This window comes from Roseibium sp. (assembly GCF_965233565.1).
In the GTDB taxonomy this organism is placed as follows: Bacteria; Pseudomonadota; Alphaproteobacteria; order Rhizobiales; family Stappiaceae; genus Roseibium.
Genome location: NZ_OZ247494.1, coordinates 5,212,666 through 5,238,593, shown reverse-complemented (window position 1 = coordinate 5,238,593; position 25,928 = coordinate 5,212,666). Strand labels below are relative to the sequence as shown.

The window sequence follows — 25,928 nt, the reverse complement described above, 5'->3', positions numbered from 1 at the left end:
CCAAAGCCGGAGGTCAGACATCTGTCGCTTCAGCGGGCGACGGCCTGGTCATTCCAGCGCGAACTGGCGGCCGACAAGGATCGATAGGCGGTGTCTTTTTGACCGCGCGTCTTTTCATCTGAAAGGAAAACCCTGTTCCGACCGGCCTTTTTGGCTTCGTAGAGAGCTTCATCTGCCTTAAACAGGGCTGCACTCAATTCTGTCTCTCCCGTCGGACAATGCGAAATGCCTGCGCTCAAGGTCACCGGCGTCAGCAGATCCTCGATGCCTGGCGTTGCCTGTTCGAAACTCTTGCGCAGTCTTTCAACCAATCGGAAGGCCTGTTCCCTGGACCCGCCCGGAAACACCAGGACGAACTCTTCACCACCACTGCGCCCGGCAATGTGACCCGGATCCAGTCCCTGCTCCAACAGTCTTCCCAGAAGGACGAGTACCTTGTCGCCGCAAGAGTGACCATAGGTGTCGTTGACCTGTTTGAAATGGTCGATATCCACCATCGCCAGGCTGTAGGACTGGGCCGCGTCTCCAGCACGATTGCCTGCAAGAGCTGTTTCAGCATCGTCAAACAACGCCCGCCGGTTGCGCAGGCCCGTGAGAGCATCTCGCTGTGCGGCGCTGCGATGCCGTTTCTGCTGAAACTCGATGACAAGGGCGTAGATAAGCGCATATTTCATCGAGACATAGATCAGCATGAAGATGAGATGCGCCTTGACGAGCGGTCCGTCCATGGCCAGATCGCCACCACCTGCAAGAAATGAAGACGCGCCTGCGTAAACCACATTGACGCCTGAAAGAGCCGCCCAGAAAGACAGACCGTAGGCGGCGACCAGATGGCGCGCATTGTAGTGGAAGTACAAATAGGCGTTCCAGAACGCCAAGCCGCCGCCCAAGAGCGCGAACACTTGCAGGCGTCCGGCGGCTGTTGCCCCGATGTCGGTGTAAACACCGAGGCCAAGCCAGATGAACAGGGGCGCGAAAACGACGGCAAGATATGGCTTCAGGTCAAAAAACAGGCGCGCCGCCAGGACTGCAAAGCCGACAGAGGCGTAAACCAGCGCCTCGCGTAAAACCATCGCCAGCCACGGATCATAGAGATAGCTGGTGATCTCCGCGAAATTGGCGGCACTGAGGAGCATCAGGCTCGCGCTGGAAGATATTACGCTCAGGGAAATGTGCCGCTCACACTCGCGCGTCAGCCACAAAGCCGACAAGAGTGTGATGCCACAAATCAGCTCGATGACGATGAGTGCGACCCGTGCCGTATTCACATCGAAGTCAAAGGTCATTCTATGCCCCTGCCCGATTCCTCACGACGCGCGATCCCGACCAAATATCACGGGCTCGAACCTGAAACACGAAAGTGAGCACATGTACTTCCACATCAGACACAGGTGTAGTTCGCAGGTGTTATTAAATGGTTGCGGGTCATGATGCTTGCCAAAACACGCAACAACCGCCCCCTCTATTAGCCACCATGTTACCACACCAGGCCTGATTGGCCTTCAAGACCATTGTCTATCGACCCTTCCTTACCGCCGGTAGGGCGGTCACGCAAATTTCCCGCGACAGAGGAGCGTGCGGCATGATCGCCTCATCTCCACGCCCCTCGTGAGTACGACGCCTCCGACACTTATGCTGCGCGCCGATGCCCGTCCGAGCTCAACGGCTTCGCAAGACCGCGCTCCAGGGCGGCAGCCGTTTCAACCGGCCGGTATTGATCATAGATCCGCTGAATGAACCGCCCGGTCGGGCTTTCCCTCATCTTCTGGATCACGGGCACCATTTCCGGCGGGCAAATCGCCTGATTGGGCAGCATGCCCTGATAGCCCTGGGCCAGAATGATCGGCGCAAAGGAGGCGGCCACCGCCAGGTCGGCAAGTGTCAGGCGTCCACCAACCAGAAATTCCCTTCCATCGGAGAGCATGTTGTCGATGCGCTCCATCCCGGCACACGTGTGCTGCAAGGCCTCCTGGGCATTTTTCGCGTTCAGTTTCAAGGCGTAGTTCATCAGGCGCCGGATCACAGGCATGCCGACGAAGACACCCGCCTTTTGATAAAGCGGCACACCCGTGGTGATCGACGGCCAGATGGCCCTGCGGTTTCTCAGGAGGTGATAGTAGCACCAGCGGTCCAACTCATCGCCGATCGTGCTTCTGGCATATTGCTGCAGATCCATAACCGCCCAATGTTCATCCGGCTCCTTGTCAGGGTCCGGGATGAGCCCCTGGTCGAAACCCGGCACGGTCTTGAGATAAGAAAGAATGTCGTCAACGCCGGAATACCGCGCCTTCCCCTTTTCCGGAACGAAGAGGATATAGCGCGAAGCCGGAGCTCTCCACATCCAGAAAACCAGCTCGTGGAACACAGGCGCATTCGGCTCCTCCCGATAGGGAACGCCGGAATGCTGCAACAACCACCGCCCCAGATCCACATCTGTGGATGGCAGCAGCGTGATTAGCCGATTTTGTTTCATCTCTGAACTTCCCACACAAGACTCGCAAGATTTCCCACAATCAGCGGCCATATTTCTTGAAAGCACTCAGGGATATTCCGGTTCTTATGCAACGAGTTCCAAAAAAACAGAGCACACTGAATAAAACATCACCCGCAAGACTGCTTGCTCGGCGACAACATCGCTTCAGGAAACCGGTTTTACGAAAGCCCCACCAATACTTAACCACTGATTGTCAAATATATTGACTCAATCTTGTTAAGAAATGATGTAGTCATTTTTTTCAATATCGGTTATCAAGATCCTCAACTTGAGGACTGAGTCGTGTGATTGATTCAAGTCTTTGAAATTGTTCCGGCAGCTGGAATGCTGCATTGTGCAATGCTGAGCTGCCGAAAGGTCACTTGGCTCGATACCGAGAATAATCAGCTTCCGTATGGAAGCATATTTGAAGGCCAGATCTTCAAACTGACATTCTGAACTATGTTATAAATTGTCATCGTCTAATTTGGATGCGGAGTAGCGGTGTGCTGTCAAAAATAAACTCTGACACCATGGGATATATTCTTGCAATAATAGAATATATTGGCGCTCTGATTTTGTTCATTTCGCTGTTTTCCGTCAAAAATCTCCCCAAAAATGTCCGCTCGAGCATCATCATCAACATGTTGACGCTGACATTGATCGCGACCGCGACCATTATGAACAGGCACGGAGATTTTTACATCAGGATCTCTTCGTTCCTGTATCTGATCTCGAGCGGGCTGTTCGTTCTGTCGGCGCAAGTGTTTTACCGCCTCCAGCCAAGATTTATCCTCGTGTTCGTTCCGGTGGTGCTCGCGCTTGGCATCTATCTTTTCCCGGACCTGCGGGACAGCTTTGTCGCCAGATCGCGCGTCAACACATCGCTGAATGCCCTGCTCTGTGCCTGGGCGACCTATCTTTATGCGTACCACAACGAAAACAAGCTTGTGAGCGCGCGACTGCTTTCCGCCGTGTTCGCATTGGGCTCGCTGTCGTATCTGGTGCTCTTTTCAGGGTCATTCATCCAATCCGGAGCCTGGGTTGCCGCGGCCTATAACAGTATCGTCTTCAAGGCCAATTACTTCCTGCTCTTGATGGTGATCCTGTCTCTGGCGCCGTTGATGCTGGCACTGGTTCTTGAAAACCACAGCGCCAAATACAAGAAACTCGCCCGGATAGACGCCCTGACCGGGATTCGAAACCGCCGCGCCTTTTTTGATGACGCGGACCAGATGCTGGAAAGTCTGTGCCGCGAAGATGGCAGCCGCAATGTCAGTGTTGCCGTGATCGACATTGATCACTTCAAGAACGTCAACGATACGTTCGGCCATGCCGCGGGCGACAAGGTGATTGCCTATCTGGCGAACATGATGAGCGAGGTCATAGGCGACAAAGGCGTCTTCGGCCGCACCGGCGGAGAAGAGTTTTCCGTGTTTCTACCGGATATGGAGAGCGCCGCCGCATCCCGCCTGCTGGAACGCCTCCGCACTGCCTTTGAAGAAAACGCGAGCCGGACCATCGAGAGCACACAGGCGATCACGCTCAGCGCCGGCGTCTTTGCGGTGAAAGCGCAAATTTCAAAGTTGGACGACGCAATCAGCAAGGCCGACGAAGCGCTCTATCAGGCCAAGCGGATGGGGAGGAACCGGATCGAACAGCATCATGCCGAAGGCGCTCAGCCAGGCCTGGCGAAACCTCGCCTGATTACCCAGTGATCCTCCAGCTTCGCGACCGGACCAGAGCGACCTAAAAGCAGGTCGATAGCTGCGAAGCGCATTGACGGCGTGTGTATATCCTCCGGAAGGGGCTGGCGGGTTCATTGTCTGCTCCAGTCAACCTGAACAGATACATTGACAACCAAGAAAACGCACCCAACAATGCGGAAATTGTTGACGCAAACTTCAGCACAACCTTCAACTCAATTAGAAATTGCCGACTTAATAACCAGTAAAATTTTCAATAATTCAGAAATTTCAAGCAAGAAGTATCGGCCTAGACCTAAAATACAGAGAACGAAGGCAAATTATTCCAGTTCGATATTGCACGCCACGACGGGTTGGCGTATGCACTAATATATCTGGTTTATGTTACTTTTTTTGCTACTCATAGGTGCTTCTTGTCAAATATCGCTGGCAAAGCTTATGCAATGAACGTTGTGACACCCAGCCACCCGCGCAATACCTGGATCAACCGACTTCTTTTCATGGCCTCGCGGGGATTGCCCGAAAACCTTCTGGGACTGCTGGGCCTGTCGCTGATCCATTTTGCACGCTGGGTCATTCTGAAGCCGGCCGACTGGCCGGATCTTGGACAAGGCAAGGAGGAGCTAAAGAACGACTACATGCTCTTTTGCTCCAACTTCAACGGCACCTGGGACCAGTATATCGATGCCTTTTCCGATGGCATTCCAAGTGGTCTCGACCTCTTCTGGTACTCGGCGGTCAAATACCCCAAGTCCATTCCGATCACGCCCTTCAAGAACTACATCACGTTCAATCAGATCGACACCGACTACTACTATAATGCCACGCCGGGCAGCGCCCAACGGGACATCAAGACGAGCCTGGCGATCTACGACCAGGTGTTGAAGCTCGTAGACCTTCACAAGAATTCCTCTCCCGAAGAGTTCGCCGCCGCCTTCCACAAAGCCGCCTACAACATGCAGATCGGACTGGGCGACCCGGGCTTCGGTCCCGTGGCCAGCCTTGCGACTGAAGCCGCCGACGAAAACCGGAAAGACTATGTCGAGCGTTCCCAGGAGCGTTTTCAGGGTCTGCGGTCACGCAGAAAGGAACAGAAAAATGCCTGATCTGGATACCGGCCATCTGTTCCTGACGACGCTCGCCCCGATCAAACCCGGGGCTCCTGTCGACGACCTGCAAACCTCCCATGTCCAGCTGGCACGTATTGCGCTTGCCAAACTGCCAACGGCCCACCAGTCGCCGGCCACCAATGACACCAAATACAACAGCCCTTTTGCCCGCAATCAACGCAACCATCTGGCGCGTATGTTCGTGCTGGAAGACGTGGTCTATAACGGGCGCAATACGCAAAACCCGATCCTGGCGAAGATCGAAGGCAACGACCAGGCCAAGCCACAACCGGTCGACCGGCTGAACGCCCCCTACCTCGTCTTCTGTGCAGATATTGACGCGATCACGCAGGATGGCGACCCGCTGCCAACCAATCTGACACCGGAAGCACAGCAGGACGTGCGCAAGTCCTATGCGCGCAAACTATGGGACACGATGGAGGAGGAACTCACGGAGATCTACTCCAACTGCTACGGCTTCGAGACCGTAAAGACGGCCGATCAATTCGCCGATTATCTGGACCGGTGCCACGTGGAAACGACGATGCCGTTCCACGACTACTATCTGGAACTTCCCAAGTTTCACAATCTGCCCTTCAAGACGCTTCTTTACGGCGTGCTTGCGCCCCTTGTCGTGGGGCTGCTGACGCTGGTCCTGTGGCTCATCGGCGTCTCGGAAGTGCCTCTACTCGGATGGTCGACACTGGCAACCTGGATCATCGCGATTGGCCTGGGCCTGCTTTTCGCATACGGGGCAATCCGGTTTGCCCTCTGGAACGGACGAAAGCCCCTGCCGCCAGGCAAGTATGACGACCTGCCCTCCGTGCTGAAGGCCCTCTACGTGCAGCAGAAGATGTCCGACCTTTACGTCGACAATCAGGGGGCATCTGATCAGGACCTTTATGATGCCTTCGGCAAGTTCATCGAGGAACACAAGCCCTATGACCGGAAATCAATGACCCAGATGCCCGGGGTGATCTCGTCAGAATCACCGAAAAACGTGACCCCTTGAGAGGCTGTGAGATGACCCGGAAACTCGACCTCAACGACATTCAGGGAAATGTCACGCGCGCCTATGGCCGCTATTCGTTTCCATTTGCCCGCTATTACTTCTTCCATTTTCCGAACCCGGCCTCCGGTCGGGCCTTTGTCGACACGGTGCGCACCGTCGTGACAACGGCAGCCCGCTGGCCGAAGACAGATCAGAAACCGGAAGACCCGTCCATGGTGCAGCCGAAGCCGGACTGCACAACCAACATTGCCTTGTCCTTCACCGGCCTGTTGGCACTGGGGCTCCCCGTGAGAACCCTCCAGGCTTTTCCGGATGAGTTTATCGAAGGCATGAAGGCACGCGCCTTCATACTCGGCGACCGCGACCCCGGTGAAACCGAAAGGGCTGCAGAGAAGAACAAGTGGGATGCCCATTGGGATCCGATCTGGCAGAACAACCGGACGTCCTCGGCACCTGCGGACGGGGACGTGCACATGCTGGTCACGCTCAATGCCCAGCTTGCGCCGGACACCACAGACAAGCCACACCCGGCTCTCGCAGAACGCGCCGAGTGGCTATTGGCGGCGGCCAAGAAGGCAGGTGTTCGTCACCTTGGCGGCATCGGCGCCAAAGGCGACCAGGACTATCAATCCGCCTCCGCGGTCTTTGAGAACGTTGGCGGCGTCAATCTACCCACCCGCAAGGAACATTTCGGCTTTACCGACGGCATCGGTGACCCCGTTTTCGAAGGCCAGCTCAGCGCGGCAGACGAGGCAAAGGCCGTTGTCGGTCGCGGCAAGCTGATGGGCGAAGGCTGGCAGCCGCTTGCCACGGGCGAATTTGTCCTCGGCCATCCGGACGAAAGCCAGGAACTGCCGCCGACGGCCCCACCTTACGAATTCATGCGCAACGGCACCTTTGTCGCTTTCCGGAAGCTTCACGAGAATGTCGGCACCTTTGACCGGGTTCTGAAGGAAGAAGCGAAACGCTATGCCAACGTTGCGAATGTCAGTGACGTGGAGGCAGAAGAAACCTTGCGCGCAAAGATGTGCGGCCGCTGGAGCGATGGTGTGCCGCTGGCGAAGGTTCCGACATATCAGGACTGGCGCGCCTTCCAGAAGCAACACAAGTTCGACCCGAACACACCGGACCTCGAAGCCTACAAGAACCATGACGTCTATGTGCGCTCGGGCGAGGCCCGGGACTTCCGCTACGCGGATGACATGCCAGGCTACAAATGTCCTTCCGGTGCTCATATCCGCCGGGTCAATACACGGGACTACCTGGACCCGCTCAACAAGACGGGGCTGGATCCCGAAACCGGAAAACCGCACGAGAACCCCGACGCCACCAGTGCACTCAACAAACGCCGACGCATTCTCCGCCGCGGGCTGCCTTATGGCCCCTCGAACAACGAGGCCAAGGACGACAGCACCGAACAGGGCGTGATCATGCTGATCATGTGCGCCAGTCTGTTTCGTCAGTTCGAGTTCGTGCAGCAGCAATGGATCCAGTACGGCCTGGACTTCCACCAGGGCAACAACACCTGCCCTCTGCTTGGCCGGCACGACAGGCACAAGCGGCACACAATTCCTGAAAATCCGGAAAGCGGGAAACCGCCCTATGTCATGAGCAAGCTGGACACCTTCGTGGAATGCCGTGGCGGCGACTATTTCTTTGTACCGTCCATGACTGCCCTGCGCATGATGGCCATGGGGATCGTCGACCCGACATAAAAGTCCGGGACGAAGGGAGAGACAAGAATGCTCAGTGCGGTCACCAATATCTTTGTGGCGATTTTTCAGAGACTTGTCATCTGGGGGGAAGGTCTCTGGGCCCTCGTCCTGTTGATCGGCCTGGGCCTGAAAGCCCTCTTTGAAGGCAAGGTGGCCGCGTTCTTTCTGCAGCCGGTGACGCAACGCCGGGTCTTTGCCGTGCTGCGCGCCTTCGTGCCGAATTTTTCGCTCAAACGCCAGGTGATGAAAGCCTATGAAAACACGGGCACGGCCATCGTCACCCGGCGGTCGGACGTGCTGGACGTGCTCAACCGCAATGCGGATTTCGAGGTTGTCTACGGCCCGCGGATGCGCAAGCTGACGGCCGGGGAAAACTTCTTTCTCGGTATGCAGCCCGGCTGGGACTATACGCGCGACACGTCCGCGATGCGTCTTGCGGCCCGCATGACCGATGTTGCTGAAATCGTACAGCCGCGCGCAGCAGAACTGGCGCAAACCATCGTCGAGAACAGTGGCGGCAAGATTGACATCGTGCCGACCCTCACGCTCGAAGTGCCCTGGGATATGACAGCCACCTATTTCGGTGTCGGCGGCGAACGCAAGCAGATGCAGGAGTGGACAACCAATCTCTTCTGGTATCTGTTCCAGGATCTTGGCGCCGACCCGCAACTGGATGCCATCGCGATGGGCCAGGCCTCGCAACTGCGCGACTATCTCGACGGCGCCATCGCCGAACGCAAAGCCAATCCGACAACGACACCCGACATCCTGAACCGGTGCCTTGAACTGCAATCGGCTGATACGCCGGGCATGAGTGATCTCGGGATCAGAAACAACCTGCTTGGCCTTCTGATCGGGGCCATTCCGACAATCTCAAAGGCCAGCTGTCTTGCCCTTGATGAACTTCTCAATCGACCGGATGCCCTGGCATCCGCCCAGCAGGCGGCACGTGCCGACAAGGACGACCTGTTCGCCCAGCATGTCTGGGAGGCCCTGAGGTTCAACCCGTTCAACCCGGTGATCTACCGCCGGGCAACGCGCGACACGATGGTGGCTCCTTCCACTTTCAGGGGCATGAAGGTGCGGAAAGGGCAGATGGTCTTTGCCGCCAACTTTTCCGCCTGTTTCGACCGTCTCGACATCAAGTCCCCCAACAGTTTCAAAACCGACCGGCCCTGGGAGGATTACATCATCTGGGGCTACGGCATGCATGAGTGTTTCGGGGCGACGATCAACAAGGCTGTCATTCCCACCCTCCTGAAACCGTTGCTCAAGCAGAAGAACCTGCGCCGCGCGCCCGGAGCCGAAGGGCAGATCGACACCGGAACCTCCAATTTTCCGCAGCATTTCCATCTGGAATTCGACAGTTGAATGACGTTCAGGCGGGACCGTCCGGGGTTTTCCGATAAGCACCCATTAGATCCGCGAAGCGCTCTGCAGCACAAAAGACGCGCGTGGCCACCAGCACCCACCGATGCTGGGCCGCGGCAGGAACTCACTTATCTGTGTCGTGCCGTGCTCTGGCGGGCGACAACTTCATAGCCCAGATCGATCAAGGCCTGCCCGGGCTCGGCACCACCAAGCGCGCCTGTCAGCATTTCAAACGCCTCGCGCCCCATATCCAGCCGGTAGGTCCGAACGCTGGTGATGGACGGGTTGGCCGCCGCCATCATCTCCAGGTCGTTGAAGCCGCAAATGCCGAAGTCTTGTGGCACCCGTAATCCCCGGCGCTGGCATTCGAACAGGGCGCCAAGCGCAAGGTCATCGTTGTTGCACAGGATGGCATCGGTTTCAGGCGCTTTGGACAAGAGATCCGCAACCAACTCGCAGCCAAGCGTTACAGTCGAGGGACGCGGTGTCGTGACAATCCGGCCGTCCGAAAAGACACCGGCCTTTTCCGCTTCGGCCCTGAAACCTGCCAAGCGGCGCTGACTGCGCGGGTCGAGCCGGGCGGCAATGTAACCCGGCCGTTGATAGCCCTCTTCCAGCAGATGGCGCGTGGCAGCGGCCGACGCTTCGACATGGGAAAAGCCGATCATCATGTCGAAGGGGTCAGGCCCGCATTCCATGATCTGAACGATGCGGCAGTCCGCATTCATCAGAAGTTTCGAGGTTTCGTCGGACTGGTCGAGACCCGACAGGATCAGCCCGGCCGGCTTCTGACTGAGGAAGGTACGTACGAGATTTTCCTCTTCCAGCGGCGAATAGCGAGAGTTCCCGAGCTGGATCTGCCATTTGGAGCCCTCCGCCACTTCATAAACGCCGCGCATGACGTCGGAAAAAACGTTGTTGGTGACGGATGGCACGATCACGCCGATCACGTTGGTCTTGCCAGCCGCCAGCGCGCTTGCCGCCGGGTCGGGAACGTAGCCGAGGCGGTCAACCACCGCCTGGATCTTGACCCGCGTTTTTGCCGAAACCTTGTCCGGGTCGCGCAAGGCACGAGAAACGGTCATAGCGCTAACACCAGCTTCCCTGGCGACATCGGCAATTGTTGCTCGCAAATTACCAAACCATTTCATGCGTTTAATTGGCGTATTCGATCACTTCGAATGATAGGCCAGAAAAAAATGTTTGACAAATGTTAGCGCTACCATTTTGAATAGGCGCAACAGGAACATCCAACGGGGACACTTATGGAGGCTGAACTGCCAAACGCCGGATCCAAGATCGCCATCGTCGTCATGGGCGTTTGCGGCGCCGGCAAAAGCCGTTTGGCTGAACAGCTGTCCGCGCAGCTCAGTGTTGGCATGGTGGAGGCTGACGACTTCCACAGCCCCGAAAACAAGCGCAAGATGGCAGGTGGCGAGGCCCTTACCGATGCGGACCGCATGCCCTGGCTGGACGCGGTCGCCATGGCCGCCCAGCTGCAGCTCTATTGCACCGGCGGCGCCGTGGTCGCCTGTTCGAGCCTGAAGCGCGCCTACCGGGATCGTCTCAGGGCGTCCCTGCCCGCCTGCCGGTTTGTTCACCTGGCCGGGCCGCGCGCCCTGATCGCGGAACGCCTCACCAATCGCCAGGGTCATTTTGTCGGCGAAGCGCTGCTCGACAGCCAGTTGGCGACCCTGGAACCGCTCGAAGCCGGCGAAACGGGCTTCACCCTGGAAATTTCAAGGCCTGTCGATCAGCTCGTCGACAGTGCCCTGGAAAAACTGCGGCAGGCTCCGCCGCCGATTGAAACCATCGCATCGTGATGAACGCGGTGCCTTGAACGGGAGGAAAACATGCTGAAACATCTGAAGAGAACCGCCCTCGCCGCCGTTGCGGCCAGTGCCCTTGCCACCTCTGCCATGGCGGCGGATTTTTCGTTCCGCTTCCAATCGTCCGACCCGGCGGGTAACCCGAATTTCGAACTGCAGCAGGGCTGGACGGAAGCGGTCAAGGAAAAGACCGGCGGCCGCATCGAGATCGAGCTTCTGCCGGTGGAATCCATCGTTGCCCACAACGAGACCCAGGACGCGATCTCGGCCGGCATTCTTGATGGTCACATCACAGACACGTCCTATTTTGCCGGAAAGGACCCGGCCTTCGGCCTGATCGCCAACCCGGTCGGCGCCTGGTCCTCCCCGGACGAGATGTTCGCTTTCATGGCTGACGGCGGCGGCAAGGAACTGATGAACGAACTGGTCGAGCCCTATGGCCTTCATTTCATCGGAGCAACCACACCTGGTCTGGAAGCTTTTGTCTCCAAGAAGCCGCTCAATGGCGTCGACGACCTGAAGGGCCTGAAGATGCGGGCACCCGAAGGCCTCGTGCAGCAGGTCTTTGCAGCCGCCGGAGCCGCGCCGGTGAACCTGCCGGGCTCCGAGGTGTTCACCGCGCTCGACAAGGGCGTGATCGATGCAGCCGACTATACCGTGTTCTCGACCAACCATGCCCAGGGCATGCACAAGGTCGCGCCGAACCCGGTCTATCCGGGCTTCCACTCCATGCCGCTCGTGGAAATCTCCATGAACAAGGCCAAGTGGGATGCCCTGCCGGCGGATCTGCAGACAGCACTTGAAGAAAGCGTTGCCGAGTTTGCCAAGGCCCAGGTGGCCGCACTGGCCGACCGGGACCTGAAAGCCGTGGAAGAAGCCAAGGCCAGCGGCGAGGTCACGGTGACCGACTGGTCGGCCGAGGAACGCGCCAAATTCCGGACTATCGCCACCGGCGAATGGGCCAAGGTCGCTGAACGCTCCGACAATGCCCAGAAGGTCTATGACGTCCTGACCGGCTATCTGAAAGAGAACGGCCTGATGCAGTAAGCTGCCCTGATAGCAGCGGTTCGACGGGCGCCTGCGGGCGCCCGTTTCATAAGGAATGAACGGGAGGACACCGTGGCGGAAGTTACAGACGGACCTGAGGAGAAGACGGATCCCGGCGCGATTGCCGAAGCCGGTCTGCTTGGCCGGTGGATCAACAAGGGCGGCTTGCTGTTCGCCGGCGGCATCGTGATCTCCATGGTCGTGCTGCTGAACGAAGTCGTGCTGCGCTATGTCTTCAATGCGCCGACGATCTGGGCTCATGAAACCACCATCTTTCTCTGTGGCATGGCTTTTCTTTATGGTGGCCTTTATTGCACGGCCCGCGACCGGCACATTCGTGTCGTCCTGATCTATGACAGCCTTCCGCCCCGCCTCCGGCGCGTCTTTGACGTGGTCATCTCGCTGATCTGCATGGTCGCCAGCGGCTTTTTTGCCTATGCGTCCTGGCTGATGGTGCAAAAGGCGGCGTTTCGCCCGGATGGCAGCTTCCGTCTGGAACGGTCCGGCAGCGCCTGGGATCCGGTCTATCCGGGCCTGATCAAGGTCTTCCTGCTGGTGGTCATGACGGTCATGGCCGTCCAGTTCCTGATGCTCGCAGTCAATTACGCCAGGGGGCGCAAGTGATCGATTTCTTCGGCTCTCTCCAAGGCCTCGGCATCGAGGTCGGCACCCTGCTCATGTTCGCGATGCTGCTGGTGCTCCTGGTCTCCGGCATTCCGCTGGCCTTCGTGACCCTGCTGGTCGCCCTCATCTTCGCACTCGGCTGGTTCGGACCGATGGTCGTGCCCCTGATCACCAGCAGGGTCTATTCCTTTGTCGGGTCCTTCGTCTTCGTCTCCGTGCCGATGTTCGTGCTGATGGCGGCGATCCTCGACCGGTCCGGCATTGCCAGAGACCTTTTCGACGCCATGAAACTGGTGGGCGGACGCCTGCGCGGCGGGGTCGCCATCCAGACCATCGTCGTGGCGGTGATCCTGGCAGCGATGAGCGGCATTATCGGCGGCGAGGTCGTTCTGCTCGGGCTGGTCGCTCTCCCCCAGATGCTGCGTCTCGGTTATGACAAGCACCTGGCGATCGGCGTGGTCTGCGCCGGCGGTGCGCTCGGCACCATGGTGCCGCCCTCCATCGTGCTGATCATCTATGGGCTGACTGCCAATGTCTCGGTCGGCGACCTCTTCACTGCTGCCTTCGTCCCCGGCCTGATGCTGGCCGGTTTCTACATCACCTATGTTCTGATCCGGGCCTATCTCAATCCGAATGTCGCGCCGGTGCCGGAAGGCGATCCGGTGCCGACAGCGGAAAAGCTGCGCCTGCTCAAGGGCCTTTTCCTGCCGCTGCTGGTGGTTGCCGGCGTGCTCGGCTCGATCTATGGCGGCGTTGCCAGCGTGACCGAAGCCTCCGCCGTTGGCGTTGCCGGAGTGTTGCTGTCGACGGTCATCCGGGGCGAATTCTCACTCGGCCTGCTGAAGGGCGCGGCCCTGCAAACACTTCAGACCGTCGGCATGATCGTCTGGATCGGCATCGGCGCCAGCGCGCTGGTGGGCGTCTTCAACCTGATGGGCGGAATCAAGTTCGTCTCCGCCCTGATCTCCGGCATCTCGGAGAACCCGACCATCATCCTGCTCTTCATGATGCTGATCCTGTTCGTGCTCGGCATGTTCCTGGACTGGGTCGGGATCGCACTTCTGACGATGCCGATTTTCGTGCCGATCATCAAGGATCTGGGTTACGACCCGGTCTGGTTCGGGGTGCTGTTCTGCATGAACATGCAGGTGTCCTTCCTGTCGCCGCCCTTCGGACCTGCCGCGTTCTATTTAAAAAGCGTGGCGCCGCCGGGCATAACCCTGGCAACCATCTTCCGCTCGCTGCTGCCGTTCATTGCCTTGCAGATCCTGGCGGTCGGGATCCTGCTGTTCTTCCCGGGTATCACCGGGCGGTAGCGCGCCCCAAAGAAGAACCGCCGGCAGTTTGCCGGCGGTTGTTGGCGGAGCAGTGAACGGGTGGGGACCGTCGCTACGCCGCTGCCACGCGGTTCAAGAAAGTCTCAATGCCCTGTTTGAGGGCGCCGCTACGGTCGCTCAGGTCACCCGAAGCGGATTGAACGTCGCCGGAAGCTTCGCGGGTTTCGTCAACCGCCTGGGCGAGCCGAGCCATGTTCGACTGGACCGCCTGCGTGCTCTGGGCCGCGCGCTGCACATTGCCCGAAATCTCGTTCGTGGCAGCGCCCTGCTGGCTGACGGCAGAGGAGATCGCCTGGGTATAACCATTGACCTCTTCCATCGTGTCGGAAATCGCCCCGATGGCCGCCACCGCTTCGCCGGTGGAGTTCTGGATGGTCTGGATCTGGGAGGAGATCTCTTCCGTGGCACGTGAGGTCTGTGTGGCCAGTTCCTTCACTTCAGCAGCCACAACGGCAAAACCTTTGCCCGCCTCGCCGGCTCTTGCCGCCTCGATGGTGGCGTTCAGGGCCAAGAGGTTGGTCTGCTCGGCAATCGCCTGGATCAGGGTGACGACTTCACCGATCTTGGAGGCCGCTTCGGCAAGACCCTGGACCTTGTCGTTGGTTTCATGGACCGCGCTGGTGGCAGACGTCACGATATCGGAGGAACGGCGCACCTGATCGCCGATTTCGGCAATGGATGCAGAAAGCTCTTCGGCAGCGCCGGCCACGTTTTCAACGCTCATGCTGGCATCTTCACTGACCCGCGCCGTGTCGCCCGCCTGTTCGGCGCTGTTTTCGGCAATGCCGCCGAGCGCCGACGACGTCCGGGACATGCTGTCTGCGGTTTCATCGAGCGCGCCGAGCAGTCCCTGAACCTCCTCGCGAAACCCTTGAATAAGGCGCTCGATTTCGTCCTGGCGTTCGCCCTGGGCTTCACGATGCGCATTGGCTTCGCTCTCCAGGCGCACCCGTTCACGGGCATTTTCCTGAAACACCTGCACGGTCCGGCTCATGTCGCCGATCTCGTCGCCCTGCTCGGTGGACGGAATGACAACGTCGATCTCGCCTTCGGCAAGCCGGCCCATGGCTTCGGTGAGCGCGCGCGTCGGACGAGTGATCACCAGCGACAGGACAAAGGCCAGCAATCCGCCGACAATCATTGCCGCGACCAGTGCAGCCGCAATCAAGCCAAGAGCCGTGTCCGCCCGGGCATAGGCACTTGCAGACTGGGCCTCCGTCAGACCGGCAATCACCCGTCTCACGTCGGCAGAGATCGCCACCAGAGCCTCGCGCTTGATGTCGAAGGCCTCCTTGGCCGTGACCATGCCCGCGAACTCGGTCTCAAAGGTGGAGACTTCCTGCTCGATGGCTGCGACAGCATCGGTGATTTCAGGAAAGGCCGCGCTGTCCGCCTTCAGGAGATTGGCAAGATAGCGCAGGGTCTCGATCCGGTTGACGACCTCGTCGGCCCCCATGGATTCAAAGCCTGCAAAAAACTCCATCGTCGCGGAGCGGATTTCCAGCGACGCGCGCAGGAATTTCGACGCGTTGACGTTGACCAGATCAACGATCCCCAGCTTGGAGGACGCCTTGCCGGCGACCTTCTTGGCCTCATCCGTTGCCGCATAAACTTCCTTGCGCAGGGCAGATGCCTGATCGTGCAGGTCTTTCAGCCCCCGGGCGAGCTCCCCGGCGACAGAAGCGGTAAGCGGAGCAATCTCAGCCCCCTCACCCTCAGCCTTCGGCATCTTGTCCAGAAGGGCCTTTGCTGCGTCCGCCAGGCTGGTCAGGCGCGCCTTGTCGATCCCGTCCACTTTCAGCTTGGCGGATTTCCTGGCCGTCTTTGCCATTGATGCGATGGCATCCTGAACGGACTTGCCGGTCTCGGGGGACAATTCCGCGTTTTCACCGACCCCGGCAATCATTGCTGCGGTTTCTGCGGCAGTGTCCTCGATGTCCGACAGACCACGGCCGATCTTGTCGGCCCGGTTGCGGGTTCCGGAGGCCTTTTTCGCAGCGCTGCCGGCGTCCCTCTGGATCTTGGTCATCTGGTCGGTGATGCTGATCGCCTGGGTTTCCAGTCCGACAGCCGACCGCAAAAGCTTGTCGACCTGGGCCTTGCGGTTGTCCACCGCAACAACGACCCCGTTGAATTCGTCGTGCAGGCGGTCAACCAGCGCGATCGCTTCGGCCGTCGCTCCGGTGTCCCCCTGACCGGAGACATCGTCGAGAGCCACCAGCGCCGTTTCCAGATGTCCGATCTGGGCTTCGGCGGCCGCGGCCAGTTCCGGGCTGCGTGCGGACAGATAGGCTTCCTGGGCCTGGGCCACCTGCTGCAAGTTGGCCATGGCCGCTGTTGCCTTGGCACTGACGTCGGACTGCGCCCGCAACCCGAGGATCGCGGCTGTGCCGACCGCCCCAACCGCAGCGGCAACCAGGATCATGGTGACAAACCCGCCGCCGACCTTCGCGGAGAAGCGAGCATTCTTCAATGGTGTGAGTAGCTTGGACATGTTTCCCCCGCACTTTCCTAAATTGAAGACGTCGGGGGTTAATGAAATGATGAAGAGTTACGGCCTGACCTTTTGTTTCTATTGGCGAAATAATTCGAACGCATTTTTGTCTTTGCCAGCAAAGAGATGCTTCGTGATTTTTACTTAGATTTTTTTGCCCGAAAAAAATCAGAAGCCCTCACGCAGCAAAATTCGACGCAGAATTACTACTCAGGATCCGTTTTACGATTCGTCCGCAACCGAACTTTGCGCCACAAATCGTGTGCCTTACTCGACGGCAGACGCTGCCTGACAGCAGTCTCACTTCCGTTTGGCCGCCTCCATCAAGGCGTCCAACTCGTTCAAGTCGCCAATCCGGTTGGCCATCAGCAGGATCAGCCGCGCGTTGAAAGCATCGCTTTCCGCCTTGCTGAGCCCTTCATGAGCAGCCAGCAGCCTGGCGTAGAATTCGTCCGGCTTGTCCAGGTTGGGGGCAGTGACCACGTCCGTCATTGAGTTGCTTCCTTCTTGGCCAGCGCGATCGCCAGGGCGTGCCTGACAGCGGTTTCATCGTAATCCGTCCAGCGCGCGGCAACATGCTGGTCCGGGCGGATCAGATAAACCGCCGATTGTGCCTCGCCGAGATAACGGTGTTTCAGATCGCGGTTGAGATCCGACGCGGAGAGTGAGAGGCCGGTCAGGTCCATTCCGTCGAGTTCCGTTCTTGCGGGAACATCAACGCCCAGGCCCAGAAGATGAAATCCTTCGCCGAGCCCGTCGAGCAGCCAACCGTCCTTCAAAGGTGCGTCGACCGCCGGGCTGCCCGGGCGCGTCCGGGCCGGCAAGCTTGCCACATCCGGGCCATTCAGCGGAGAACCGTCATAGGTGCAGGGCACCGAGAGCCTGCCGGAGTTGACCAGCGGCCGGGCGAACTCGTAGAGCTCGGAGAGATCGAGCACGGCGTCCCGGAAGACGCGGCTGATCTCGGATTTCGGCGTTATGAAATCGGTTGAGCGCGAGCTCTGCCGGATGTTCTCATCCGCCGCATATTCACGTTCAACGGAATAGCTGTCGAGCAGGGCGTCCGGCGCCTTGCCCTCCAGAACGAGTTTCAGTTTCCAGCCGAGATTGTCAGCGTCCTGGAAGCCGGAATTGGCACCGCGTGCGCCGAAGGGCGAAACCTGGTGGGCACTGTCACCGGCAAAGATCACCCGGCCATGGCGGAAGTTTTCCATGCGGCGGCACTGGAAGGTGTAGATCGACACCCACTCCAGATCGAACTCGACATCCGGGCCGAGCATCTGCTTGAGACGCGGAATAACGTTTTCCGGCTTCTTCTCTTTTTCCTTGTCGATGTCCCAGCCGAGCTGAAGGTCGATGCGCCAGACTCCGTCGGGCTGCTTGTGCAGGAGGGCCGACTGATCCTTGTTGAATGGCGGGTCGAACCAGAACCAGCGCTCCGTCGGGAAATCGGCCTTCATGATCACGTCCGCAATCAGGAAATTGTCCTCAAAGACGCGGCCAACAAAATCAAGATCGAGCATGCGGCGGGTCGGTGATCCGGCACCGTCACAGGCGATCAGCCAGTCGGCTTCAAGATTGTAGGCGCCTTCCGGTGTTTCGACGGTGACCAGCGTGTGGTCGTCATAGGTGTGCAGATTCTCCACACGGTTGCCACCGCGGATCTCGATCGGCTTGCCTTCGGCCTGCAGGGCCCGGATGCGTTCGACCAGAAAAAGCTCGCAGTAATATTGCTGGAGGTTGATGAAGGCCGGGCGCTTGTGGCCGTCCTCCGGCAGAAGGTTGAAGTCATAGACCTGGCGGTTGCCGAAAAAGACCTTGCCGACATTCCAGACGACCCCCTTGTCCTCCATTTCGTCGCCGCAGCCGAGCCGGTCGAAGATTTCCAGCGAACGCTTGGAAAAACAGATTGCCCTCGAACCGACACTGACCTTGTCATTGTCGTCCAGAACAACAACCGGCACATCGGCCTGGGCCAGATCGATCGCCGTTGCGAGCCCCACCGGCCCGGCTCCGATGATCACCACGGGATGGCGCACCGGAGACGGCGCTTCCTGATCCGAGGACCATTTGTAGGGATAAAGTGGCGCTTCGAACAATTTGGTCACAGGGGTTCCCTCCCGGCTCCTGCGTCAGAGAAATCTTTCGGCCGCCGGGTGGCGGTCGAAATCCAGAAAAAACTCATCGAGTTGCGGCGGGGCGACATTCGTTCCTGCCAGCATGGCATGCACCTGCCCCCGATGATGGGTCTGGTGCTGAAACAGATGCAGCAGCGTGTTGGCGATGGTTTCTTCAAACCGGCCGTTCCTGCCGCGGTCCTGCACAACTTTTCGGCTCAGATCGGTCTTGGTCAGGCTGTCGCAGAAACCAATCAGCATCCGGTCAAGCAGCTCCTGAGCCTGCTTCAGCTCCGAGGCCGTTTCCAGATGCGGTGCGTCGAAAACGCCAAGACCCCTGCCCTCTTCCCGGAGTGCATCCAGGTAATACCGGTCGACCTCCCAATTGTGATTGAGGGTCTCCCGGATCGACGGAAAGAAATTGGTCCGCTCCGCCACGAACGCCTCCGGAGACAGCTGGCAGCAGGCCTCATAGAGACGTTCGTTGGCATAGGCGTTGTTGCGCGCCATGAGGTGGATGTGATCAAGGGCCGTGGTCATGCCTAGCCCTGCAGGTCCGCCCACATCTTGGCGTCGCGCTCTGCCGTCCAGATGCGCGGCGTGTCGATGCCGAGCGCTTCGTCATAGGCCCTAGCGACGTTGAACGGCAGGCAATGCTCGTAGATCGCATAGTCCTTGAACTTTGGATCGCATTCGGCGCGGCAGGCGTCCCACGCTTCTTTCAGCGATCCGCCGCCCTGGGCGACCCGGGCTACCGGCCGGTAGGTCGAGGACACGAAGTCGGCCGTGTTGGTCAGCGCCTTGCCCACCATCTCCTTGCCGACCAGCGCGTCGCCGCGGCCCGGTGCGATGGCTTCCACATCGAAGGACCGGATGGCCTCCAGCGTCGTCGGCCAATCATTGAAATGGCCGTCGCCGCAGTAGCACGCAGAGTGGTACTCGACGATGTCACCGGTGAACATGACATTCTGGTCCGGCACATGAATGACGATGTCACCGGCCGTGTGAGCCCGGCCGAGGAAACGCAGATCAACCCGGCGCTTGCCGAGATAGACCGTCATGCGATCATTGAAAGTGGTGGTCGGCCAGGTCAGGGGCGGAATGTCGTTGACATTGTCATACCCCATGAACAGGCGCGGGAAACGCATGAATTCAGATTCCCGGTCTTCCGCACCGCGTTCCACAACCATTGACCGCGCCTTCTGGCTCATGATCACGGTCGGCGCCTGATAGGCGGCAGCGCCCAGAACACGCACGGCGTGATAATGGGTCAGCACAAGATGGCTGATCGGCTTGTCGGTGACAGAGCGCACCTTTTCGATCACCTTGTTGGCAAGTTCAGGGGTCGCCTGCGCCTCGATGATCATGACGCTGTCATCGCCGATGATGACGCCGGTATTCGGGTCTCCCTCGGCCGTGAAGGCCCAGAGGTCCTTGCCGATCTCGGTGAAGGAGATCTTCTTTTCGCTCATGTCTCCGACGGACGCGAATTGCTTGCTCATGATTTTTCCTCAATCCGTTCTCGTGCCATGCACGTCATGCCAGACAAGTGAGGCCAGGCCGAACGCTGATCTGGCATCCAGACATCAGCGTGGGCTTGCCCGCACAAATTCAATTTGGCGCGCATGCGCGCGGCAAAACCGCTGGATTCCGGATCAGCATGCAGCTTCGCTGCACTTGTCCGGAATGGCGGCCGTTACTTCTGATATTTCTCCACCGTTTGCTCGATGGCGCCGAAGATGGAGTGGCCCTCGCCGTCCATCATCTCGATACGGACCGTGTCGCCGAATTTCAGGAACGGCGTTTTCGCCTCACCGGTATCGATGGTCTCGATCATGCGGATCTCGGCAATGCAGGAATAGCCGACACCACCCTCGGTGACCGGCTTGCCAGGGCCGCCGTCCAGCTTGTTGGAGACCGTGCCTGAGCCGATGACGGCGCCGGCGCCCAGCGGGCGGGTCTTGGCGGCATGGGCGATCAGCTGGCCGAAATCGAAGGTCATGTCGACACCGGCATCGGCGCGTCCGAATGGTGCACCATTGAGATCGACATGAAGCGGCAGATGCAGCTTGCCGTCTTTCCAGGCATCGCCCAGCTCGGCCGGGGTCACGGCCACGGGCGAGAAGGCGGAAGACGGCTTGGACTGGAAGAAGCCGAAGCCCTTGCCAAGCTCGGCCGGGATCAGGCCGCGCAGGGAAACGTCATTGACCAGAAGGATCAGACGGACCGCCTTGAGCGCCTCTTCCGGCGTGGCGCCCATCGGCACGTCGCCGGTGATGACGGCGATCTCGCCTTCCATGTCGATGCCCCAGGCTTCTTCGCCCATGGCGATCGGATCGCGCGGCGCCAGGAACGTGTCGGAACCGCCCTGATACATCAGCGGATCGGTCCAGAAGCTTTCCGGCATCTTGGCACCGCGCGCCTTGCGCACCAGCTCGACGTGATTGACATAGGCAGAGCCATCCGCCCACTGATAGGCGCGCGGCAGCGGCGACAGGGCGTCGTGCTCGTGAAAGCGAAGCGTCGGCACGGCTTCATGAGAGAGGCTCTCGGCCAGGAGCTCCAGCTTCGGCGCCACCTGGTCCCAGTCGTCGAGCGCGGCCTGCAGCGTAGGCGCAATATGGCTTGCATCGGTGCAATAGGTCAGGCGGTCGTTGACCACTACCAGCTTGCCGTCGCGCGTGCCGTCCTTGAGCGTTGCCAGTTTCATGAGGTTCTCAGCTCCTTGTGATCGCCAGGCCGTCATGGCTGACGATGGTTTCTCCCTGGAAGCCCTTGGTCGCTTCCAGCCATTCCTGTTTTTCAAAGCCCGGCAGGTCCGCCGGGATGAGATGATTGAGCACCAGCGTCTTTGCGCCGGCGGCCTCGGCGATCTTCGCCGCGTCGGGGGCCATGGTATGACTGGCCAGGAGATGCTCGCGCAGACGCTCGCCATTGCCGGTAATTTCCACGATCCTGTCGACGCCGCGCGCCAGCATGGCTTCGTGGACCAGCAGGTCGCAACTTTTTGAGAAGTCGGCAAGCGGCGGGAAATAGGCCGTGTCGGCCGAAAAGACGACCGACCAGCCGTCAACCTCGAACCGCAGCGCGTAGCAGTCCACCACGGGTGGGTGATCTACCCGCAGGGCCTTAATTCTGACGGCGTCGTCTTCCAGCGGCACGTCGCCTTCCTGAAGCAGATGGATCTCGACCAGATCGCGCAGGTCCGGCCGACCCTCGTCCTCGATCCGAAGATCGATGTCATAGCGCATGGAGCTCAGGAAACCGTCCCAGTACTCGATGAGATCGGCCGGGCCGAAGACCTTGACCGGTGTTGCCAGACCGGTTGTCCAGGCCGTGTGGATCAACGGCCCCAGCTCCAGAACGTGATCGGAATGCATGTGGGTGATGAAGATGAGATCCAGCTCCTTCAGCACCACACCTGCGTCGATCAGGCCGCGCGTGACACCGAGGCCGCAATCGACGACGCAGCGCCGACCGCCGATATCGATCAGGGAACTGGTCGGCGACGGGCCGCCCGGACGGATGGCCGGCCCGCCCTTCGAGCCAAGGATGACCAGACGGTCCGGAAAGTCTGATTTGCTCATTTCTTGTTCCAGGTCCCCTCAGGGGTGCCGTCGAATTTCTTCTCAAGCGAATCCCAACAGTCGATGTAGTCATCCTGCAACGGCGCGTCCTTGGCGGCAAATTCCGTCAGGTGTTGCGGGAAGCGGGTCTCGAACATGAAGGACATGGTGTTGTCGAGCTTTTCGGGCTTGAGATCGGCGTTGGACGCACCTTCAAAGGCGTTGTTGTCCGGACCGTGCGGCAGCATCATGTTGTGCAGGCTCATGCCACCGGGCACAAAGCCCTGCGGCTTGGCATCATACTGGCCGTAGATGTTGCCCATCAGCTCGGACATGATGTTCTTGTGGTACCAGGGCGGGCGGAAGGTATCTTCCATCACCATCCAGCGTTCGCGGAACAGAACGAAGTCGATATTGGCTGTCCCCGGCACGCCGGAAGGGGCCGTCAGCACGGTAAAGATCGACGGGTCCGGATGATCGAACAGGATCGAGCCGATCGGACAGTAGTTTCTGAGATCGTATTTGCACGGCGCATAATTGCCGTGCCAGGCGACCACATCGAGCGGAGAGTGGCCGATCCTGGTCTCGTGGAACTGGCCGCACCATTTGACCGTCACCGTGGAGGGGGCTTCCCGGTCCTCATAATGCGCAACCGGCGTCTTGAAATCACGGCGGTTGGCCATGCAATTGGCACCGATCGGCCCCCTGCCCGGCAGTTCGAACTTCTGACCGTAATTCTCGCACACGAACCCGCGCGCCGGCCCCTCGATCACCTCGACCCGGTAGACAAGTCCGCGCGGCAGGATGGCAATTTCCTTCGGCTCCAGCTCGATGACGCCGAGCTCGGTGCAAAAACGCAGAACACCTTCCTGCGGCACCACGAGCAGCTCACTGTCGGCACTGTAGAAATAGGCGTCCTCCATCGACTGGGTAACCAGGTAGATATGGCTGGCCATGCCGACCTGTGTGTTGACGTCCCCGGCGGTGGTCATGGTGCGCATGCCGGTCAGCCAGGTCAGGCCGTCGTCGGAATGAGGCACGGGGTCCCAGCGATACTGGCCGAGGGAGACAACATCGTCGCAGACATTCGGGGCCGATTTCCAGTAGGGCAGATCGATCTTCTGGAACCGGCTGGTATGTTTGACGGACGGGCGAATGCGATAACACCAGGTGCGCTCGTTCTGGTGGCTTGGCGCCGTGAAGGCTGTTCCGGAGAGCTGCTCTCCATAGAGACCAAAGGCACATTTCTGCGGGCTGTTCATGCCCTGCGGCAAAGACCCCGGCAGGGCCTCGGTCTCAAAATCATTGCCGAAGCCCGGCATATACTCCAGGTCGGTCGAATTTCGACCGTTTTCCGCAACGTTCTGACTGCTGTCCGCTCTATGATCCATGACGGGCTCCCGCTTCGGAGATGAATTTAGTTGCATATGTAACCATTTTGATCCCACGGATCAAGCCGCGTTTCAAATGATGCCCTAAATCTAGAATCTATCAGACTTTTTCACACGTCCAGATGGCCGAACCAAGGTCCGGCGGATCCCGGAAAGGAGAATCCCAGTTGATCCTGAAACGCTTCTGCACTAAAAAGAACAAATAGAGAACATTTATGAGGTGAGTGATGCGGCTGGCCAACCTGTCCCCCGAGCATACTGCCGCGGCAATGACCGCGCTGCCGGTGTCTTCTGAAACCGTCCGGACGACAAATGTCACGCCCGAGGACGTGCGTGCGATGATGCTGTATCTGCGCAAGGCGCGGGACAGGGCGATCGCCATACGCGACCGCTCGCCGGGCGGCAGCTATCTGGAAAGCGTCTTGACCCGCACCATCGACGGCATCGCCCTGGAATTGTCCCAACTGGACTATCTGCTTGCCCAAAAACCCGCTGTTGCCGTTCCGGCACGGAGCTGCGGCAACCGCATGCGCCCGGCTCTTTGAGGGGAAATCAATCAGCCGTCCTCATGGCCCAAGTGGTTGAACCGGATTGAAAGCGTCAGCGGTACCTGGCAGCCGTGATGAATTCGCCGAACGCTTCGCACCAGACCAGAACTGTCGAATAGTCGTCGATGTTCACCCCTTTCGGGACATCGACGATGAACCCGTCGAAGGTTTTCACGTCACCGAGTTGAACCGCAGTGTCCTTGACCGCCTGAAAACCGGCTTCGTCTTCAACGAATTCCTTGACGAGATAGAGCTTGTAATCCGGTCCCGGCGCGAGTTCGCCCTTGTGCACGATCTGGGCCGGAGACAGGCTGATCGTTCCCTCGCCCCAATGCAGGAAGTCACTGCCTTTCAGATCGCGTGTCAGAGTGACATCGTATTTTGCCTGTTCGGCTGCTGCCACCAGGGCCGCTTCGCCCGGGCCTTTCGGAGCCGTCAGGATTGGCAGGAAATAGACACCCAGTGCAAACCCGACCGCCAACATGGCGCCATGGGAACACAAGAGCAGCAGCCAACGAAACATGGTTCATCCTCGCATAAATCGATCACAGCCAGACGTAGGGTGCATTCCTGCAGGCACAACAAACGACTGATGACATTCCCGTGCCAGATGGTTTACCGGCACGCCCTAACCGCAGCAGCACAGGTGTCCGGTACTCAGGTCATCCCAGCTTGACACTTTTCTCTACCCGGCGTACCACGCCGCCCCTTCTCCACCAAGGCTAGGAAAGGTCGATCATGTCCTCAATGCACACAGGATCCTGTCTCTGCGGCAAGGTATCCTTTCAGGTCGAAGGCACGTTTGAGAGTTTTTTCCTCTGCCATTGCAGCCACTGTCAGAAAGATAGCGGTTCGGCACATGCCGCCAACCTGTTTTCAACAACAGCCCGGCTGACATGGGTGTCCGGCGCCGACAACGTCACCTGCTTCACGCTTCAGGGCTCCCGCCACACCAAGGCGTTCTGCAAGACCTGCGGGTCCGCCACCCCGTCCTTGCAGATGGATGGAAAGCTTTTAGTCGTCCCCGCGGGCAGCCTGGATACCAACGTTGCTCTAAAACCGAATGCGCATATCTTTGCAGCCAGCCGGGCCGCGTGGGACAGGGATCTGGAGGCTCTGCCAGCGTTCGAGTCATTTCCGGGTTGACGCGAAAACGGGTTCAGGTCCCGTCCTTGAGCGGCCCGAAGAAGCCGAGCACCGCCTTCAGTTTGCCGGACTGCTCATCGATTGAAACAATGTCCAGTCCATCTGGCAGTGCGGTTCCATCGGCCTTGACCAGCCGCCAGGCAAACCGGGCCATGTCGTGATGTGCATCGATCTCACTGCTGCGGACGATCTTGGCCCCGACCCGCCCAGCCAGAACCCCCGATATGTGATCAACTAGGTCAGCCCGGCCGCGCACATCCGTTTCCGGGTCAGTATATCGAATGTCAATGGTCACGACACGATCGAGCAATTCCCGGCGAAAGGCCGGATCACGCTCCGACCAGGCCGCGCAGTAGATGTCGATTGTTTCTTCCAGGGTCATTCGCGCCTCCCTTTTTGCAAGGATGCGTGAAAAACGAGGAACTTGCCAGAGCTTCCGGTTT

The 25,928-nt window shown here is 59.2% G+C and carries 24 protein-coding genes; 11 read left to right on the top strand and 13 right to left on the bottom strand.

The features are described 5' to 3' along the window. Positions 1–29 precede the first annotated feature (29 nt). On the bottom strand, positions 30–1,286 hold the full coding sequence (locus ACO6TG_RS23835; protein ID WP_422375474.1) for a diguanylate cyclase: 1,257 nt from the start codon (positions 1,284–1,286) through the stop codon (positions 30–32). A gap of 344 nt (positions 1,287–1,630) precedes the next feature. Then, positions 1,631–2,473, bottom strand: coding sequence for a hypothetical protein (locus ACO6TG_RS23830; RefSeq protein WP_422375473.1), 843 nt, complete (start codon positions 2,471–2,473; stop codon positions 1,631–1,633). A 644-nt stretch (positions 2,474–3,117) separates the two neighbouring features. Between ACO6TG_RS23830 and ACO6TG_RS23825 the strand changes: the two genes are divergently transcribed. The 5 genes from ACO6TG_RS23825 to ACO6TG_RS23805 all read left to right on the top strand — a co-directional run bounded on the left by ACO6TG_RS23825 (position 3,118) and on the right by ACO6TG_RS23805 (position 9,386). After that, entirely contained in the window at positions 3,118–4,191 is a 1,074-nt protein-coding gene (locus ACO6TG_RS23825; protein ID WP_422375472.1) for a GGDEF domain-containing protein, read from the top strand. Positions 4,192–4,622: 431 nt separating this feature from the next. After that, positions 4,623–5,285 (top strand): hypothetical protein, encoded by a 663-nt coding sequence (locus ACO6TG_RS23820; RefSeq protein ID WP_422375471.1) that lies wholly within the window; start codon positions 4,623–4,625, stop codon positions 5,283–5,285. Next, entirely contained in the window at positions 5,278–6,300 is a 1,023-nt protein-coding gene (locus ACO6TG_RS23815; protein ID WP_422375470.1) for a hypothetical protein, read from the top strand. Before ACO6TG_RS23820 ends, ACO6TG_RS23815 begins: the two co-directional genes overlap by 8 nt. Before the next feature lie 11 nt (positions 6,301–6,311). Continuing rightward, on the top strand, positions 6,312–8,015 hold the full coding sequence (locus ACO6TG_RS23810) for a Dyp-type peroxidase (protein ID WP_422375469.1): 1,704 nt from the start codon (positions 6,312–6,314) through the stop codon (positions 8,013–8,015). Positions 8,016–8,042: 27 nt separating this feature from the next. After that, positions 8,043–9,386: a cytochrome P450 gene (locus ACO6TG_RS23805; RefSeq protein WP_422375468.1), complete on the top strand. Its 1,344-nt coding sequence runs from the start codon at positions 8,043–8,045 to the stop codon at positions 9,384–9,386. Between the two features lie 128 nt (positions 9,387–9,514). Here the strand turns inward: ACO6TG_RS23805 and ACO6TG_RS23800 are convergent, their stop codons facing one another. Continuing rightward, complete coding sequence (locus ACO6TG_RS23800) at positions 9,515–10,471, bottom strand: LacI family DNA-binding transcriptional regulator (RefSeq protein WP_422375467.1); 957 nt, start codon at positions 10,469–10,471, stop codon at positions 9,515–9,517. Between the two features lie 180 nt (positions 10,472–10,651). Here ACO6TG_RS23800 and ACO6TG_RS23795 point away from each other — a divergent pair, with 180 nt between their 5' ends. From ACO6TG_RS23795 to ACO6TG_RS23780, 4 genes are all read left to right on the top strand, one after another. After that, positions 10,652–11,209: a gluconokinase gene (locus tag ACO6TG_RS23795; protein WP_422375466.1), complete on the top strand. Its 558-nt coding sequence runs from the start codon at positions 10,652–10,654 to the stop codon at positions 11,207–11,209. Between the two features lie 30 nt (positions 11,210–11,239). After that, the gene (locus ACO6TG_RS23790; protein WP_422375465.1) at positions 11,240–12,262 is read left to right on the top strand and encodes a TRAP transporter substrate-binding protein; all 1,023 of its coding nucleotides are present in this window, start codon (positions 11,240–11,242) and stop codon (positions 12,260–12,262) included. A 72-nt stretch (positions 12,263–12,334) separates the two neighbouring features. Further along, a complete protein-coding gene (locus tag ACO6TG_RS23785; protein WP_422375464.1) occupies positions 12,335–12,886 on the top strand; it encodes a TRAP transporter small permease subunit in 552 nt (183 codons plus the stop codon). Between the two features lie 53 nt (positions 12,887–12,939). Then, entirely contained in the window at positions 12,940–14,202 is a 1,263-nt protein-coding gene (locus ACO6TG_RS23780) for a TRAP transporter large permease (RefSeq protein WP_094074430.1), read from the top strand. A gap of 73 nt (positions 14,203–14,275) precedes the next feature. Here the strand turns inward: ACO6TG_RS23780 and ACO6TG_RS23775 are convergent, their stop codons facing one another. The 8 genes from ACO6TG_RS23775 to hmgA form a co-directional block, all read right to left on the bottom strand. Further along, positions 14,276–16,717, bottom strand: a complete 2,442-nt coding sequence (locus tag ACO6TG_RS23775; RefSeq protein ID WP_422375463.1) for a methyl-accepting chemotaxis protein — start codon at positions 16,715–16,717, stop codon at positions 14,276–14,278. 300 nt (positions 16,718–17,017) lie between these two features. Then, a complete protein-coding gene (locus ACO6TG_RS23770) occupies positions 17,018–17,209 on the bottom strand; it encodes a DUF2783 domain-containing protein (RefSeq protein ID WP_422375462.1) in 192 nt (63 codons plus the stop codon). Further along, positions 17,206–18,825: an FAD-dependent oxidoreductase gene (locus ACO6TG_RS23765; protein ID WP_422375461.1), complete on the bottom strand. Its 1,620-nt coding sequence runs from the start codon at positions 18,823–18,825 to the stop codon at positions 17,206–17,208. The genes ACO6TG_RS23770 and ACO6TG_RS23765 overlap by 4 nt, the downstream gene beginning before the upstream one ends. Before the next feature lie 24 nt (positions 18,826–18,849). Then, entirely contained in the window at positions 18,850–19,374 is a 525-nt protein-coding gene (locus tag ACO6TG_RS23760) for a DinB family protein (RefSeq protein ID WP_422375460.1), read from the bottom strand. A 2-nt stretch (positions 19,375–19,376) separates the two neighbouring features. Further along, on the bottom strand, positions 19,377–20,336 hold the full coding sequence (locus ACO6TG_RS23755; RefSeq protein ID WP_094069822.1) for an MBL fold metallo-hydrolase: 960 nt from the start codon (positions 20,334–20,336) through the stop codon (positions 19,377–19,379). Between the two features lie 194 nt (positions 20,337–20,530). Beyond that, the gene (locus ACO6TG_RS23750; RefSeq protein WP_422375459.1) at positions 20,531–21,544 is read right to left on the bottom strand and encodes a fumarylacetoacetate hydrolase family protein; all 1,014 of its coding nucleotides are present in this window, start codon (positions 21,542–21,544) and stop codon (positions 20,531–20,533) included. A 7-nt stretch (positions 21,545–21,551) separates the two neighbouring features. Further along, a complete protein-coding gene (locus tag ACO6TG_RS23745) occupies positions 21,552–22,421 on the bottom strand; it encodes an MBL fold metallo-hydrolase (protein WP_422375458.1) in 870 nt (289 codons plus the stop codon). Then, complete coding sequence (gene hmgA, locus ACO6TG_RS23740) at positions 22,418–23,791, bottom strand: homogentisate 1,2-dioxygenase (protein ID WP_422375457.1); 1,374 nt, start codon at positions 23,789–23,791, stop codon at positions 22,418–22,420. Before hmgA ends, ACO6TG_RS23745 begins: the two co-directional genes overlap by 4 nt. Before the next feature lie 227 nt (positions 23,792–24,018). Here hmgA and ACO6TG_RS23735 point away from each other — a divergent pair, with 227 nt between their 5' ends. Continuing rightward, the gene (locus ACO6TG_RS23735; protein WP_422375456.1) at positions 24,019–24,336 is read left to right on the top strand and encodes a hypothetical protein; all 318 of its coding nucleotides are present in this window, start codon (positions 24,019–24,021) and stop codon (positions 24,334–24,336) included. 55 nt (positions 24,337–24,391) lie between these two features. Here ACO6TG_RS23735 and ACO6TG_RS23730 read toward each other — a convergent pair whose 3' ends face one another. Then, positions 24,392–24,862, bottom strand: a complete 471-nt coding sequence (locus tag ACO6TG_RS23730; RefSeq protein WP_422375455.1) for a DM13 domain-containing protein — start codon at positions 24,860–24,862, stop codon at positions 24,392–24,394. Positions 24,863–25,077: 215 nt separating this feature from the next. On the opposite strand from ACO6TG_RS23730, the gene ACO6TG_RS23725 reads away from it, so the two are divergent. Further along, positions 25,078–25,485: a GFA family protein gene (locus tag ACO6TG_RS23725; RefSeq protein WP_422375454.1), complete on the top strand. Its 408-nt coding sequence runs from the start codon at positions 25,078–25,080 to the stop codon at positions 25,483–25,485. A 13-nt stretch (positions 25,486–25,498) separates the two neighbouring features. Here the strand turns inward: ACO6TG_RS23725 and ACO6TG_RS23720 are convergent, their stop codons facing one another. Beyond that, entirely contained in the window at positions 25,499–25,867 is a 369-nt protein-coding gene (locus ACO6TG_RS23720; protein ID WP_422375453.1) for a hypothetical protein, read from the bottom strand. Between the last annotated feature and the right edge of the window lie 61 nt (positions 25,868–25,928).